Source organism: Brumimicrobium glaciale (genome assembly GCF_004152935.1).
GTDB classification, from domain to species: Bacteria; Bacteroidota; Bacteroidia; order Flavobacteriales_D; family Crocinitomicaceae; genus Brumimicrobium; species Brumimicrobium glaciale.
Map to the genome: position 1 here is coordinate 346,839 of NZ_SETE01000003.1, position 16,358 is coordinate 363,196.

Consider the following 16,358-nt stretch of genomic DNA (forward strand, 5'->3'; position numbering starts at 1 on the left):
GAATCAAAACACATAACGTTCGTCATATTCCACTTCACAAGTATCTAAAAACTCTAGGTATTCTTCTTCGAAAGTTTTCCTACTATGATGCTTTTCTTGATTTTTGATATAGTTTGTTACCATTGGTACTTGAGAATATCCAATAGTAAAAACACTATATCCTTTTTGCCAAGTAAATTTCTTACTCGTAAAGTGATTTTCATTAATCCATTTTGTTGAACTTGATTTAATATCTCTAACTAGATCAGGTATGAAGCAATTTGGATTACTACTTAATAGAATATGAAGATGATTTGGCATTCCGTTAATAATCATCATTTTTTGTTTTGGAGCCTTAACAATTCCGGTTATGTACTTGTTTAAGTCTTCTTTCCAAGATTTATCTATGTGGTTTTTTCTGTTTCTCACAGCAAAGATTATGTGATAATACATTTTTGAATAAGTGTCGCCCATGATTTAAGTTTTTAAGATTTACTAAATTAAGATAGTGAAATAATTGAGATTAAGCGATATAGATTAGGATTATTTTTTTTATTTCTGGATTTTGCGTTTGTGGTGTCCTGCTATTCAATCATCAATCTGTTTTCTGAAGTGGTTAGCGTTTAGGATGAAAGCACATTCACATGTCGCCACTCTGTGGCTTGGGACCCCATGGCTTTAGGATTTTTATTAACACTTCACCACTCTGTGGCAATGGATTGTAGATTTAGAAACTACTGTACTCCAAAAAAACCACACGAAACTTCAATTCAAAAACAATTCTTGTCTATAATTTCTTATTTCTCGTTATTAAGCCCACAGAGTGGGTGACATGTTAATAAAAAAACGTCTTACGTTTTTTTAAAAGCCACAGAGTGGCGACACGCTATTCAATCATCAATCTGTTTTCTGAAGTGGTTAGCGTTTAGGATGAAAGCACATTCACATGTCGCCACTCTGTGGCTTGGGATCTCATGGTTTTAGGGTTTTTATTAACACTTCACCACTCTGTGGCGATAAATGATGACTAAAAACGACTGTACTCCAAAAAAACCACACGAAATTTCAATCTAGAACATCAAGCTAAAACTGTTTTTGTTTTGCATTTATTGGTTTCTCACTATTACGCTAACTAGCCCACGGAGTGGGTGATGTGTTAATAAAAAAAACGTTAGACGTTTTTTTTAAAGCCACAGAGTGGCGACACGCTATTTAATCATCAATCTGTTTTCTGAAGTAGTTAGCGTTTAGGATGAAAGCACATTCGTATGTCACCACTCTGTGGCTTGGGATCTCATGGTTTTAGGGTTTTTATTAACACTTCACCACTCTGTGGCGATAAATAATGATTAAAAACGACTGTAGTCCAAAAAAAACACACGAAACTTCAATTCAAAAACACCAAGCTAAATGATTCTTGTCCCTTATTTACGAGTTCCTCACTATTACGCTATCCACCCCACAGAGTAGGTGATATGTTAATAAAAAAAACGGCTAGCGTTTTTTAGCCCGTCAGCTGCCGAATGACGCAACTATGCACACATCTTGTAAACAAATCGTTACTATTCTCTTAAACAAAACGCATAGCAATCGAAAAATTAAAACACATTCACGTGTCGCCACTCCTGTGGCTTTATGGCATTACTGAGTAGCTAAAGCTATTAACATTTCATCACTCTGTGGCGATCGATAATAGATTGAAACGCTATTTCAATCAAAAAACTCAAGGATTTATTTATATGAAGAAAAATTCTAGATTTTTCTTTCGTAAATTTGCAAAAATCTTATCCAGATGCAGTACGAATTAACTAGAGAATATTTAGATGAAATCAGAGATTTAATTGCTGAGAACGAAAGCGATTTTATTGAGAAAGAAATCATCATACTTCACCCAGCAGATATTGCTGAAATTCTAGACGAACTAAATAGAGATGAGGCCAAGTATATTTATGACCATTTAGATCATGATTTACAAGGTGATGTTTTAATGGAATTGGATGACGATGTACGTCAACGTTTCGTTGAAACATTCAATTCTGATCAACTTGCACTTCAATTAGAGAATTTAGATTCTGATGATGCGGTGGATATTCTTGGTGAGATGTCTGTTGCAAAGCAGCTGGAGGTAATCTCTAAGATGGACAGCGAAAACGCTTCTGAATTAGTTGATCTTTTAAATTATGACGAAGATTCGGCTGGGGGATTAATGCAAACGGAATTTATTCGTGCAAAACTCGAATGGCCAATTAATCGTTGTGTAATTGAGTTGCGAAGACAAGCCGAAGAAGTTGACAAAGTCCATACCATTTATGTAGTCGATAATGATGACAAACTTGTGGGAACATTATCGCTTCGTGCTTTATTAGTTGCCAATGCAAAATCGGTAGTTAGAGATGTTTACGAGAATACAAACATGGCTTATGTTTATACCAATGAAGACGCCGAGGAAGTAGCGAGAGTCATGGATAAATATGATTTGGTTTCTGTTCCTGTGCTTGATTTACAAAAGAAATTAGTCGGACGAATTACCATTGATGATATCGTTGATGTTATTCGTGAGGAGGCAGATAAAGATTTCCAGATGGCTTCGGGTATTTCTGAGAATGTAGAACACAATGCTGGAATCATAAAGATGTCACGTGCCCGGCTTCCTTGGTTGATGATTGGTTTAATGGGAGGAGTTTTAGGTTCTCAAGTAATTGGAAATTTCGAAACACAAATTGGTGCAATTCCTTCATTGGCATTTTTTATTCCGCTGGTAGCAGCAATGGGAGGAAATGTTGGAGTGCAGTCAAGTGCTATCGTTGTTCAGTCAATTGCTAATGGAACAAGTCAATTCAGTAGTATTTTATCCCGAGTAAAAAGAGAAGCTCTTCTAGGGCTTTTAAATGGTCTTATTTGTGGGATTTTCATTTTTGGAATCACATGGTTATTACAAGACATAAGATTGGGAATCTCTGTAAGTATCGCCTTATTTATTGTGATCTTTTTCGCAGCGATTTTCGGGACGTTAATTCCTTTGATTTTACACAAGTACAAAGTTGATCCCGCGGTGGCAACAGGTCCGTTTATTACAACTCTAAATGATGTTGTTGGACTGTTTATTTACTTTGCTGTGGGAATGATGGTGTTTGATTTGTAAACATGCAATGGTATTTTGGTTTGTGTTAACGAGCAATGGTTTTTGATTTGTGTTAACATGTAATGGTATTTTGGTTTGTGTTAACGAGCAATGGTTTTGGTTTGTGTTCACATGCAATGTTTTTGATTTGTGTTAATGTGCAATGGTTTTGGTTTGTGTTAACGTGTAATGGTATTTTGGTTTGTGTTAACGTGCAATGTTTTTTATTGTGGAGACGCAATGCATTGCGTCTCTACAATAAAAAAACAAATCAAACATTATCTTAACGGTGCAAATGACGTACCTGATTTCGATCCTTCGATTACCTGAATACCATTTTTAAAGGTCTGTTCTTTTACCACTTTTCCGTTTTCATCGTAAATTTTAACCTTCCCGTCTTTTACACCGTTTTTATATTCGGCTTCAGAGATAATTCTATTTCCTCTGAATTCATAATTTTTCATTTTACCATGGAGTTCTCCATTTTTATAATTTGAAATTACTGCCGGCAAAACACCTCCTGGATGATAAACTGTCCACGTTCCATGCTTTTCACCATTCTTGTATTTTCCTTCCTGCGTTTTTGAATAATCTTTTTGAGAATACTCAATTGATTTTCCATGAGGAACGGATATGCGTACTACTCTGTCTTTTGTTGGACCGTATTTTACCTTCGATTTCTTTTCAACTACTTTAAAATTCTCAACATCTTTTGGCATTCCATTTCTAAAAAAAGTTATCCATTCGCCAGATTTTTGACCATGATCATAAAATCCTTTCGAAAGTGGTTTTCCATCATTAAAAAACGACAACCATTCGCCATTTAGTTTTCCTTTTGAGAAATCAGATTGGTTTTTTAACTGACCATTTTCCCAGTAATTTTTCCAAGTTCCTTCTTCAAGGTCGTCTTTGTAATCACCTTCCATCAGTAATGTTCCATCCTCATACCAAGTAGTCCAGCTTCCGTTTTTTAAATCATTTTCGAAATGACCTACTTTAAACTTTTTACCATTTCTGTAATTATAAGTCCATTTCCCATCCTTCTTGCCTGCTTTGTATTTGGCGCGATAAGAAAGTTCTCCCGATGGAAAATTGTAAATCCACGAGCCATTTTGCAATCCATTCTTGAAAGACCCTTTCATGTCAATAACTCCAGAATTAGTATACCAAAACCATTCTCCTGTTTTTTCTCCTTCTGAAAATTCACCTTCAACATTCACCTGACCATTGTCGAAATAATAAATGTAAGAACCTTCTAACTTACCGTTTTTATAATGTGATATCTTTTCTAAATCTCCTGTGTAGTAGTAATATTCCCATTTCCCTTCGGGTTTATTGTCAATAAAAGATCCTTTCATTAAATAGTATCCATTCACAGAAGCTTCTTCAAAAACTCCGTGTCGTAATCCATCTTTGTAATTGTACCAAGATTCTAAGCGACCATTACCAAAGTATGTCGCCATTGAACCATTACCGTCTGTTATAGATTGTGTATGCGCGGTATCTGCTCCGTAAAACTGCCAAACATAAGAGGTTTCATCTATGATTTCTTCCACCATTTTTAAAGCACCATCCGTATAAAAATAACGCCATTTTCCTGTTGGTTCTCCTAAATTGAAATACCCGACTTGCGTTGTATCTCCAGTTAAAGAAAAATCAATAAATATACTGTCTTGCTCATCTTGATAAAAATAGCCTATGCTTTGTGTTTTTTCTTTTCCATAGTACTTTATCACTTCTCCATTTAGCTTATTTCTGTCGTAGTGACGTTCTTCAACCAATGTTCCTTCTCTATTAAAAAATGACCATTTACCATGTCTTTCAGTGGTTTCACCTAAATCATCTGAATAATAATAGCCATGACTTTCTACTTGAACCCTTGTTGCTGGATCGTAATAAAAAGTTTGACGCTTAGAAAGATTTCTTTCTTTTCTGGTTTGGCTATATCCATTAAAGAAAAGGAATACAAATAAAAAAAGTAAAATTGTTTTGTACATCATAGAAACTATATTAACATATCAGTATAACAAAAATATCAGAAAAGTTACATTTTATTTGAGCCACATAACGATGCTATTGATTACCAAAAACACACCAAAAACCATCAATATAGATCCTGTAATTCTATTTAATGAACGCAAAAGAGTTACTGTAATAAATGGACGTAATTTTTTAGCACCAACTATTTTCACCACATCAATGGCGAAAAATGTAAATAAAACAATTGAAAGATAGAGAATCATTTCACCTCCGGTAAGTACGTCATTTGATCGCGTGTGTCCCAATGCCATGACAGAAAACCAATAAAAAACGACCAAAGGGTTTGCTAAATTCAACAACAATCCTTTGATGAATAAAATCCAATAATCTTTAGGATCAGCATTAACTTTCTTTGTTTTGGCGACCTCAACAGTATCTACTTTTTTGACAAAGGTAAGGTAACCATAAACGAAAAAAAGTACACCTCCAATGGCGCGAATTAACGCATTATCACCTCCACTGGAAAGATCTTCGATTTGCTGAATAAAGACATAAGCGATAACAATATAAATAATATCACTGACTAAAACACCAGCATCAAAAGACAAAGCAGCGCGAATCCCTCTTTTAATACTTGTCTCTAAAAGCACAAAAAATGCAGGACCAAGCATAACGCTTAAGATTAATCCTGTAACAATCGCTTTTAGAAGTAATTCGCTCAATTTACTTTAGTTCTATTTAGTCGTTCAATTTCAATACCGCTAAAAATGCTTCTTGTGGAACTTCAACTCTACCCACTTGTCGCATACGTTTCTTACCTTCTTTTTGTTTCTCTAAAAGCTTTCTTTTACGAGAAATATCTCCACCATAACATTTGGCAGTTACATCTTTACGTAAAGCTTTAATTGTTTCTCTGGCAATAACTTTCGCTCCAATACTCGCTTGAATAGGAATCTCAAATTGTTGTCTCGGAATTAATTCCTTCAATTTTAAACAAATTTTCTTTCCTAATTCAAAAGCATTACTTCTGTGAACCAATGCCGAAAGAGCATCTACTTGTTCGTGGTTTAATAAGATATCCAGCTTCACTAAATCAGACGCTTGATAACCAATTGGGTGATAATCGAAAGAAGCATAACCTCTAGAAACAGATTTTAAACGATCATAAAAATCAAATACAATCTCTGCCATTGGCATTTTGAAAGTGATCTCAACCCTGTCTTGGGTTAAATAGATTTGATTCTGTAATTCCCCACGTTTTTCAACACATAATGTCATTACTTGTCCAACATATTCAGATTTTGTAATTACTTGTGCTTTAATATAAGGCTCTTCAATTGTTTCAATAGTCGATGGATCTGGTAAATCAGATGGATTATTTACAATTTGCTTATCTGTAGGATTTTTTCTTGTATAGCAATAGTAAGAAACGTTTGGAACAGTAGTAATTACTGTCATATTGAACTCTCGTTCTAAACGCTCTTGGATAATTTCCATGTGTAACATTCCTAAGAATCCACAGCGAAAACCGAAACCTAATGCAGCAGAAGATTCAGGTTCAAAAACCAGCGATGAATCATTCAATTGTAATTTCTCCATTGAATAACGCAATTCCTCAAAATCATCTGTATCAACAGGGTAAATTCCGGCAAATACCATTGGTTTTACATCCTCAAACCCTTTTACAGCAGTTAAGCAAGGATTGTCAAAAGTTGTAATTGTTTCTCCTACTTTAACTTCTTTGGCATTTTTAATCCCTGAAATAATATATCCAACATCTCCTGTTTTAACAATATCTCTGGGTTGAGGCGTCATTTTCAAAATTCCAATTTCATCTGCATGGTAATCTTCTCCAGTATTTAAAAATAGAATTTTCTCACCTTTTTTAAGAGAACCATTCATTATTCTGTAATAAGCAATAATTCCTCTAAATGGGTTGAAAACAGAATCAAATACCATCGCTTGTAACGGTCCATCAGGATCTCCTTTTGGAGCTGGAATTCGACTTAAAATTGCAGCTAATATTTCATCAACTCCTAATCCTGTCTTTCCAGAAGCTGGAATAACATCAGAAGGATCACAACCTATTAATTCTACAATTTGGTCTGTCACTTCCTCTGGCTCCGCACCAGGTAAGTCCATTTTATTTAAAATTGGAATAATTTCCAAGTCATTTTCTAAAGCCAAATATAAATTCGAAATCGTTTGTGCTTCGATTCCTTGTGATGCATCAACAATTAATAATGCACCTTCACAAGCTGCGATAGAACGAGAAACTTCGTAAGAAAAATCAACGTGTCCAGGTGTGTCAATAAGGTTTAAAGTATATTTCTCGCCATCCTTTTCATAATCCATTTGAATTGCATGACTCTTAATAGTGATTCCACGTTCGCGTTCCAAATCCATACTATCAAGCGCTTGATTTTGCATGTCACGATCTGAAATCGTTCCTGTAGCTTGTAATAATCTATCAGCCAAGGTGCTTTTTCCATGGTCAATATGTGCGATGATGCAGAAATTTCGAATATTTTTCATTTAAATCCTTTTGTTCTTGTGTTTTTGGTCTGACCTTAAAAAACCGATAATGATTTTATAATCGGTAAAAGATAAGAAATCGTATGCGAATTTAAGGGATTTTAGTCAGTTTTCAAGCTATTTGACTGCAAGAATGATAAATGATTAAACAGAAAATTCAATTATTGACAAAATAGAGCTGTTTTGTCCTGCAAAATTGACGATTTAATACCTGTCAAGGACTTATAATAGATGAAATAAAGAGATATGATTAAAGGCGTGCATAAATAAAGTGTCTTAAATTAATAATTGGAGATAGAGACGGGCGTCTCTATCTCCAATCAAACACTACTACTTATGAAACCTAACGGTACAAAGATACTAAACTTTTCTACCTTGGAATCACTTACCATGGTATTTATTCTTAAAAAAATGTTAAAAAAAATTTACCCCCTAATTTTAAAGGGAACTGGTGTTGAAAATTTGATTGAAGAATAAAATAATTGGGTGATCAAGATAGATTGCTAATTGAAAAATATGATTAGTATGAACTGTCATACGCTTCATCCACGCAGTGAATAAGATGTAATTAGTATCTGCTGACGGATGAAGCGCTCAACATACATGGACGCTTTTCTCTTAGACAAATCGCAGAGTAATCGAAAATTAAAACACAATCACATTTCGCCACGCTGTGGCTTTATCGCATTAATGAATAGCTAAAACTACTAACATTTCACCACTCTGTGGAGACAGACAAGAGATTGAAAGGTTGTTGACGTTCGTAAAACCAATGTAAAAATCCTAAAAAAACAATCTCCCATTAATCCATTCAGGATCTAGTGTGGCTCCAATTTTCTTGTAAAACTGAATAGCAGAGTCATTCCAATCCAAAACTTGCCAATCCATGCGTTTTACACCCATTTCTTTGGCTTCATCTACTAAAGTTTGAAACAGTTTTTGACCTATTCCTCCTCTGCGGAAATCAGGTTGAATGTATAAATCCTCAAGGTATAAACATCTTCCTCGCCAAGTAGAGTAAGAAATATAATATAAAGCCATTCCTCGAATTATACCCTCTATTTCATATACAAAACAATCACAAATCTTATCATCGAATATATCGATGGCCAGCTGCTCTGGGGTATTTATGACTTCATCTGGCGCTTTTTCAAATTCTGCAAGTTCATGAACAAGTCCCATTAGTGCCAGTTCGTCTCCTCTTTTGGCTTTTCTAATGTTTGTTCCTTCCATCATTATTGTGTTATTTATAGTCCTCCTAAATTGATTCTTATTCTAAGTCCAGCGGCAATGTTTCCTGTAACGTAAGACGTTGCAACCGTTGGATCTGTTAACTGCTGATCGTAAAATAACGAAAGCGTTAGGTTTTTTCCAACCAGATAATCTGCACTTGATCTGATAGAGAATACACGCTGTCCAGCTGTTGCTTGTGTCGTGTTTTCAATTACTTTTCTAATTACAGTGATGTTATCTCTGATTGATAAATCGATTCGGATATTCAAATCAGAGGCTTTCAATTTATTTCCTTGGAAGGTTAACGGGAGTCTGAAATTCGTGAACTTATATCCTGTTCCTACCACATACTCCGTTCCTATCATCTCTGTTAATTGATTATTTGCTAGAGACAAAGAAGAAGAACGTTCTTTACTGATTTCAAATTTAGTTAAAAGTCCATTTCCATTGACTTTCCAAGTTGCATCAAATCCAAATAATGGAGAGAAGCGCTCTGAAATAGTAACGTTTTGAACTTGTTGTTGAGAAATAAAATTGTCATTGATATCTCTGGCAGATAAGAATCCGTCATCATCTATTTCTGAATTCAAATTGGTTTGCATTCCTGCAACGGTTACAGATGAATTATAACCATGTCTTAAAGTGAAATTCTGTACATATTTTTTAAAGAATTTAAACTTGGTTAATCCATTATAGGAAACCTGCCAATTTGGAAGTGGAACATTTCGAACTGGAGAAATTGATTTCTTAGAAGTTTTCTTTCCAGAGAATGTGTTCAAGAAAGCACCAATAATTACATCTTGCTGACTTGGACCATATCCATCTTTATATCCTGCACTATCTGACAAACTATAAGGATTTCCTTCTCCTAAAACTTGAGAAACTTCTGTCCTTTTCGATCTTAGATTGTCAAAAGAAGGGGATCGGAAATCACTATCCATAGCTTCAAATGCCGAACGAATAGAAATTGTAGAATAACTTACCGTCGTTGATTTGAATTCACTTTGATTTTCAAAAGCTTGTAAACTATCTGAGAATCTATAATATTGAGATGAGCTTTCTGTGAAATTACGTTTCATTGTTAAATCAACCTTCAAATCTTTAATTGGCTCAATACTGGCCCTCAAATTATAATTTTGAGCATGCATTATTGTATGTTGTGTATTCAATCCACTTGTATCAACAACAAATCCATTAGCTCCAGCATAAGGTGCAAACTCAAATCCTGTTTCTTTTCCGAAAACATTTCGTTGTTGTTCACCAATTGCAAATCCTCTAATTTTACTGTCACCAATCATCGCGTTGTTCATTCCAAAGAACTTAGCCTCCTGATTAAATCCTGGCAATAACATCCCATCATTTTGAGTGTATGTTCCTGAAATTGTTCTCACACTCATCAATGCTCTAGCTCCAAAACCAGTAATTGGATGATATGGTTTTCCAAATTTATCTTGATACTTTTCTTCTCTTTCTTCTTGAGTGGCTATTCTTTCATTTTGATTTTCTAATCTTGGCTCTTTACTTCCTAATTTTCGTTCAACTTTTGCAAGCTCTTTTTGGTGCTCAACAAGTTCGTCTGTCTCAAGTTGATCTACCTTAATTTTTTCTAGTTTCTCTAGTTTTTCATTAAGTTCTTTTACCTTCTTGGCTAAACGGCTGTCGTTATTTGTGTTTCCTAAGTTCCTATTCACTCCACCTCTGGTATTTAATCCGCCATCACCCATTGCGCTGCGCATAGTTGCTCTTCCACCTCTACCATCGTCAATAATCTTCTTTAAGAAATCAGACTTCTTATATAAGGTCAACATATTCAATTGTGCCGTTGTATTTATCGTTCGGCTATTTTGAATTGTATTCCCAAAGGCTTCTTGACCTAAATTTGGCCTTGTCCATTCATAAGAACCACTGTAACGCACATTTGAATTAATGAAATCTAAAGCAGGTATCTTATTAAATGGAAGATTGTAAGTTAGATTATAAGTTTGATCATAGCGCATTGTTTTTCCTAAAGTCCTCAATTGAGTTCTTACAGAATCTTGAAATTCTCTGTATAATTCTGGATTTTCATTTTTATCAACTTGTCCTCCTGGCTCATCTATAATTGAACTATTATTTGCTGAAAAGTCGAATTTTAGATTTCTTGTTAAATCATACTTAAAGTCAAATCTTCTGTTCCATGTAAAGTTTTTCAAATAGATTGGTTGGAATTCAAAAGCAGTATTGGGAATATTATTTCTGATTTGTCTTTCGTTATAATTACGAATCAAGTTGTTTTTAACACTAATGTTCTTTGGTCCAAGATACAAATTCGTTGATTTCACTAAATCCCACCATTTAGATTTACGCATCAATTTGGAGTTTTTGAATGGCTCCCAAAGGGTTGGTGCTCCATTATAAACATAGTTCACACCCCCTTTCCAAATTTTAGTTCTATCATAATTCGTAGTGAAATCTCGGTGTAAATCTTCACTGTAAGCAAAGTTTAATGAGAAATTACTAATGTCCCAGAGATTGGCTTCTGAACCAGGCTTTCTTTGACGTCTAACATTTGTAAAGTTGAATGATTTACGTTGTGTAAAATCTCGTCCATCTTTTAATTTTCGTTTTCGCTCTTCTGCTTCATAAGAAGAAAGTTCTATATCCGGATTGTAAGGATCGAAGCGTGGATTTATTGCTCCAACGGAATAAGTATATAAGAAAGGAATGTCAATTTTAGCATTTTCTCCTAATAATTGTCCCAATTGTGCATTTGCAGAAATATCTAAACTTAAACGCGTATCTCTCTGACGGTCTGAAACTTTACTATCTATACTTCCCCAGTTTAAACCACTGTATGCACCCGCAACTTGAACAGTAGCAAAGTCAGCAATTTGCAGTTGAGCTTGTGCCAAAGCAGCAGATCCTCCTTCGTTTTGGAACTCTGTTAAACGCAGCTCATTCACCCAAACCTGAACACATTTCGCTAATCCATCATCTGGTTTCCAAGGGTTTTTGGCATCCAGTTTCGGATTCCTAACTCCAATCATGATGGTTTTCACATCTGTTAAGCTTGGATTTCCTTTCACCTTCATCATTCTTTTTGAATAACTAACGCTGTTGTTATCGGATTTCCCAGGTTTATGATTCACTTCTTTCGAATACTCAACATTAAAAGCAGCTCCAGAACCGGGTTGATCCAAGGCGTTATTTCTTTCTTTCTTCAAAGCAATTAAATCATCAAATACAATTCTTAAATTGTTTTCCTCTGGCCAAATTTGAAGATCTTGTGTTACGCCCCATTGACTAATTTTCATGGGCACCTCATACTCATAATAGTTTTCCTTAAAGTCGGTTCCTAGCCTAATGAAAACGGTTACATCTTCATCGTTGAGTGGATTTATGGCATCTACTTCTTCGGCATGAAGGTACATTTCTAAATTCTTGTACATAATCATGTCCATTCCAACATTCTTGGTGGCGGCCCTTGCATCACCATCTTTAAGGTTACACACCTCAATGGTCATCGATTGCTCATTCAATTGTCTTTGGAACTGCTGAGATGGATCAACTTCACGCAGAATCCCTGGTGGAATAACATATTTAATTGGCTCGCGTTGATCGTGTTCTTCAACGTTTACTGCACCAATATTGAAAGCTGTTGAATTTGGATCTTCTTGAACCCCTTCTCCTGGCTGTGTTAAACTTTCTCTGAATTTTCTCCATTCACCTCTTACCAATTCTAATTTGGCAAAACGCAATGTTGTTTCTTCTTCAAATGCCTTCATAAACATTCTCATGAATCGTATGGAACGGAAATCTGAAATTCCATTGACTGCTTTTTCAGGATTTCTAACCGGAATACGGAATTGATACCATTTATATTCCTTTTGTCCTTTTGAATACTCTCTTGAGTTAACAATGTAGTTCTTCCCAACTTGCAAATCAGGTTGACGCAAAGAAACTTTATATTGATAATAGCTTTCAGATTCACTCAGGTTATTGTCACGGTTAACATCCTCCATGTCAGGAGTATTTGTTGCCTGCGTAGGATAACCATCATTATTGATTGTTGCAGACATTTCTGGAGTTGGAGAGTTTCCTTCGTGTCCATTCCAGTATTTATACCTGCGAATTATACCTTGTTCATCTGAATCGTAGCGATCATCTCGGTAATAATTGTAATTGTCTTTTGATACATCGGCTAAGATTTTATCCTTTGCTGCTTGTGAAAGTGTTCCATTATTCTGAACCCAACTCACATAATTTGCAAAAGCCAAACGTTCTTTTTCATCATCGTATCCATCCAACCCAACATCTTGTGCTGCTCTGGTGTCTGGATCATTATCAAATGCATTTACTACAACTTGTTGCGTAGAAACACGTGCCCAATTCGTTAAATCTGTATTGTCTGTATTTGAAAATTCTCTTGGTAATCCATTTTCAAAACTCTTTCTTGAATCAGGAAGTACATCTTCCGATAAGTTACCAATGTTGAAATATAAATCTCCTCCAGAATGATTCGTATTGGGATCTTGTAATTCTTGGTCCTCATTAAATGGATCTAACATCCAGAACTGGATATATTCTACGTTCGTTTCTTCAAAATTTGTTGTTGTTAAAGAACGCATAATTCCATTCCATCTTTCTTGTGGATCATTGAATTCACCATCAATGTTAACCGTGTTAGTTGTATCATAATTATACATTCCTCTTTCCTTAGGATAGTAAGTCATGTTGAAAACTGGCAGGTTTGTAATTTCACCTGTTGCGGGTTGCGTATTCGGGAAAATGTCTGTTTTATTTATAATAGAAACATTCATGTTTTCCGTTTCATCTGGATTGTCAGCAATGTGTTGAGGTGTTATCGCTCGGTTTTCATGAAACATTGGATCAATAGAATACCATGATAAATGAGAACGTTTAAATCCTGCAGCTAAATTGTTTTTCAATGCTGCTTCTGGAAATAAATTACTTTGTCCTTGTGGAATAGAAGCTAATCTCCATGAAGAGAAGTTCTTTAAATCTATTGTAGATTGACTTCCTTCAAAATCATCAACATAAGAAATTCCTTCTTTTGAAATAGCACGTGGAGTTCCAGGAATCAAGTGCGCTACCTCTGCATTTAATGTCAAAGTAGACATTTGCTTTGTTGAAATAGTCGGAATAAAGTTGATCAATTTTGTTAAGAAAGGAATATCCTTTCTGTAAGATAAATTAGCTCCAACAATATTATTTTTAAATGGCTCATCTCCGATATCCACTTTTTGTGTAATTGGCTTTTCGGTCATTCTCATCCATGTTGCTCCAACATTAAAGTCTGGATTAATCATGTAATTCAAATGCGTTCCCATGAGGGATTTATTTTGAAATCCAAAGACAGAATTACTCTCAATCGAAATCTTGATATCTGCATTTGATTCTAAAACTGCACTGTTTAAAATCTTCACTCGACCAAGATTATAATCTACCGTAAAGTCTGAACCTTCTGTTAAACGAATTCCTCCTGCAGTTACTACAACTGCACCTTCAGGAACGTTCAATGCGTTTAATGGAATTTCATCACTCACAGAAGATTCATATTTCCCTACAAAGTAGAATCTGTTTTTCTTCGGTATTTGCTGTGCTGCAATTTTAGTAGAATCATATAATTCATCATAAGCTACTTTATCTGCAAATTGTGCAAGATCAGTACTCGTAGCAATCATTTCTTGTCTTATCGTTTCTCCAAACGGTTCAATTGTACTGAAATAAATTCTACCATTCCTGGTGTTAATAGTTCCACCATTTGTGGCTTGATTTCCATTAAATGTAATCGGTAAAAAGTCAAAAACACCATCTTGTTGTGCACGGTTGTTTTGATTTAACCTGTCCATTCCCACAACATCAATCACTTGTCTGTCATCCATTTTTTCAAAAGGAAGGAAATTCACCAATAAACTATTGTCTGGATTATTGTATAAAATATCTAATCTAAATCCTTCTTGACTTACTTGATAAGCACCAATAGAATAAACGTTTTTCATCATCAAATCCCAAAGTTTATTCTTAGGGTTTAAGATTGTAGGCTTCAATAATTTCAAGAAAAGTGCGTCAGTTCCAACAATACCATCAGTTGAAAATTCCCCAACTTGATATGTTCTTCCTGCATAAGTATATTCATAAGAAACGGCTAAAACCTCATCATTATTTAAAGGAAGATTTACCGAGATAAAACCCAGTTGGGCATTATAAGTAAATTCTTGGTCTGTTAATCTTCTTGCGTTCTCAACTTTTTCGTAATCATTTGCTTGTTGGAAAGGTCCTGGCTCTGTTAATTCAGATTCTAAGGCAACAACCGCATTATTGAATCCACGAATGGTTGGATTGTTTTTTGCGAATTCATATAATCCGTTGGCATTATTTCTTGGAAATTGATTACTCGATGCATTTCCTGGATTTCCTGACCAATTTTCAGGTTTTGCTTCCCCTAAATCGGTAAATCCAATAATATTTCTAGTGTCTTCAACTTTATTGGTTTGATTGGTTACCCAAACTTCAATACGTGTAATGTTTACCAAAGAACTTACAACAGGCACAGTTTTCATTGCCTCATCATAGTGATCTCTGTGGTAATAGTTCAAGAAATAGTGACGATTGGCTTCGTAATCATCTGCTTTCAATTTAAAGTCTTGTACTTGCGCACCTCCTTTAATATTGATTTCTTGTTTTTGCCCTCTTGATGTTGAAGCAATTGCATCAACGGTCAAACGACCAAACTTCATTCTTGTTTTTACCCCAAATAATGTTTGAGATCCTTCAATTAAAGAAGTTTCTAATGGCATGGAAACGTTACCTGCCTCAATTTTTTGAAGAATTTGATCTTCGTTTCCTGTCCACTCTAGTTTTGTAACATTGTCAAAGTTAAAAGCGGCTTCGGTATTGTAAGAAACTCCTAATTTCAATTTTGTACCAATTTGACCAACTAAGTTCAATTGAATTTGCTGTTGGAAATCAAATCGTGTAATACGGCGTTGATTTTCTGGTAAACTCGGATTATCGTATCGAGAAGAGTTTACACCTAAAGAAAGTTCAACACTTCCCTCTGGGCGAATTTGAATCTCATCTGATCCAAAAATATTCGCAAATCCTGGATTATCAATTGTAATAGGTGGAATTAATCCTTGCTCTTCTTCTGTTTGAGAATCGATTTTCTCTTTCCAGTAGCTTTGCATTTTTTGCTGACGTTCATACTCGATATATTCATCAAGGGTCATCATGGATGATCTTCTATAATCGAGACCACCAATAACTTCTTTAAAAACGTACTTCCCCGTTTTCGGATCGTAGACAATTGTTTTTTGAACGCTTTTAGGATCGCCCAAGTCAAAGCTTTGCCTTCCGTTTCCTGTTGGATCGTAAGGATTATTTATTGGATATGGTAACTTTGTTGAATCAGGATCATTCTGACCGTAAACTGATGTTGCGGCAGAAAGAATTAGAGTTAACAAAAACCCATTCCATAACGTATTTAGTGTTTGTATATTCACAGTTG

General features: G+C 35.0%; 7 protein-coding genes. 1 reads left to right on the forward strand and 6 read right to left on the reverse strand.

All coding sequences use genetic code 11. From position 1 onward, the window contains the following. Positions 1 to 3: 3 nt before the first annotated feature. Positions 4 to 453, reverse strand: coding sequence for an IS200/IS605 family transposase (gene tnpA, locus ERX46_RS08735; protein ID WP_130093479.1), 450 nt, complete (start codon positions 451 to 453; stop codon positions 4 to 6). A gap of 1,318 nt (positions 454 to 1,771) precedes the next feature. On the opposite strand from tnpA, the gene mgtE reads away from it, so the two are divergent. Beyond that, positions 1,772 to 3,121: a magnesium transporter gene (gene mgtE / locus ERX46_RS08740; protein ID WP_130093480.1), complete on the forward strand. Its 1,350-nt coding sequence runs from the start codon at positions 1,772 to 1,774 to the stop codon at positions 3,119 to 3,121. A 257-nt stretch (positions 3,122 to 3,378) separates the two neighbouring features. Here the strand turns inward: mgtE and ERX46_RS08745 are convergent, their stop codons facing one another. The 5 genes from ERX46_RS08745 to sov all read right to left on the reverse strand — a co-directional run bounded on the left by ERX46_RS08745 (position 3,379) and on the right by sov (position 16,353). Beyond that, positions 3,379 to 5,100 (reverse strand): toxin-antitoxin system YwqK family antitoxin, encoded by a 1,722-nt coding sequence (locus tag ERX46_RS08745; RefSeq protein ID WP_130093481.1) that lies wholly within the window; start codon positions 5,098 to 5,100, stop codon positions 3,379 to 3,381. Between the two features lie 51 nt (positions 5,101 to 5,151). Then, positions 5,152 to 5,802, reverse strand: coding sequence for a LysE family translocator (locus tag ERX46_RS08750; protein ID WP_130093482.1), 651 nt, complete (start codon positions 5,800 to 5,802; stop codon positions 5,152 to 5,154). Positions 5,803 to 5,818: 16 nt separating this feature from the next. Continuing rightward, complete coding sequence (gene lepA / locus ERX46_RS08755; protein ID WP_130093483.1) at positions 5,819 to 7,615, reverse strand: translation elongation factor 4; 1,797 nt, start codon at positions 7,613 to 7,615, stop codon at positions 5,819 to 5,821. A gap of 783 nt (positions 7,616 to 8,398) precedes the next feature. Beyond that, a complete protein-coding gene (locus ERX46_RS08760; protein ID WP_242494557.1) occupies positions 8,399 to 8,851 on the reverse strand; it encodes a GNAT family N-acetyltransferase in 453 nt (150 codons plus the stop codon). Positions 8,852 to 8,862: 11 nt separating this feature from the next. After that, on the reverse strand, positions 8,863 to 16,353 hold the full coding sequence (gene sov, locus ERX46_RS08765) for a T9SS outer membrane translocon Sov/SprA (RefSeq protein ID WP_130093484.1): 7,491 nt from the start codon (positions 16,351 to 16,353) through the stop codon (positions 8,863 to 8,865). Positions 16,354 to 16,358 lie beyond the last annotated feature (5 nt).

Bases quoted from the DNA above. Each gene is read 5' to 3' on its own strand.
- tnpA (WP_130093479.1), bottom strand. From the start codon at position 453: ATGGGCGACACTTATTCAAAAATGTATTATCACATAATCTTTGCTGTG.
- lepA (WP_130093483.1), bottom strand. From the start codon at position 7,615: ATGAAAAATATTCGAAATTTCTGCATCATCGCACATATTGACCATGGA.
- mgtE (WP_130093480.1), top strand. From the start codon at position 1,772: ATGCAGTACGAATTAACTAGAGAATATTTAGATGAAATCAGAGATTTA.
- ERX46_RS08760 (WP_242494557.1), bottom strand. From the start codon at position 8,851: ATGATGGAAGGAACAAACATTAGAAAAGCCAAAAGAGGAGACGAACTG.
- ERX46_RS08745 (WP_130093481.1), bottom strand. From the start codon at position 5,100: ATGATGTACAAAACAATTTTACTTTTTTTATTTGTATTCCTTTTCTTT.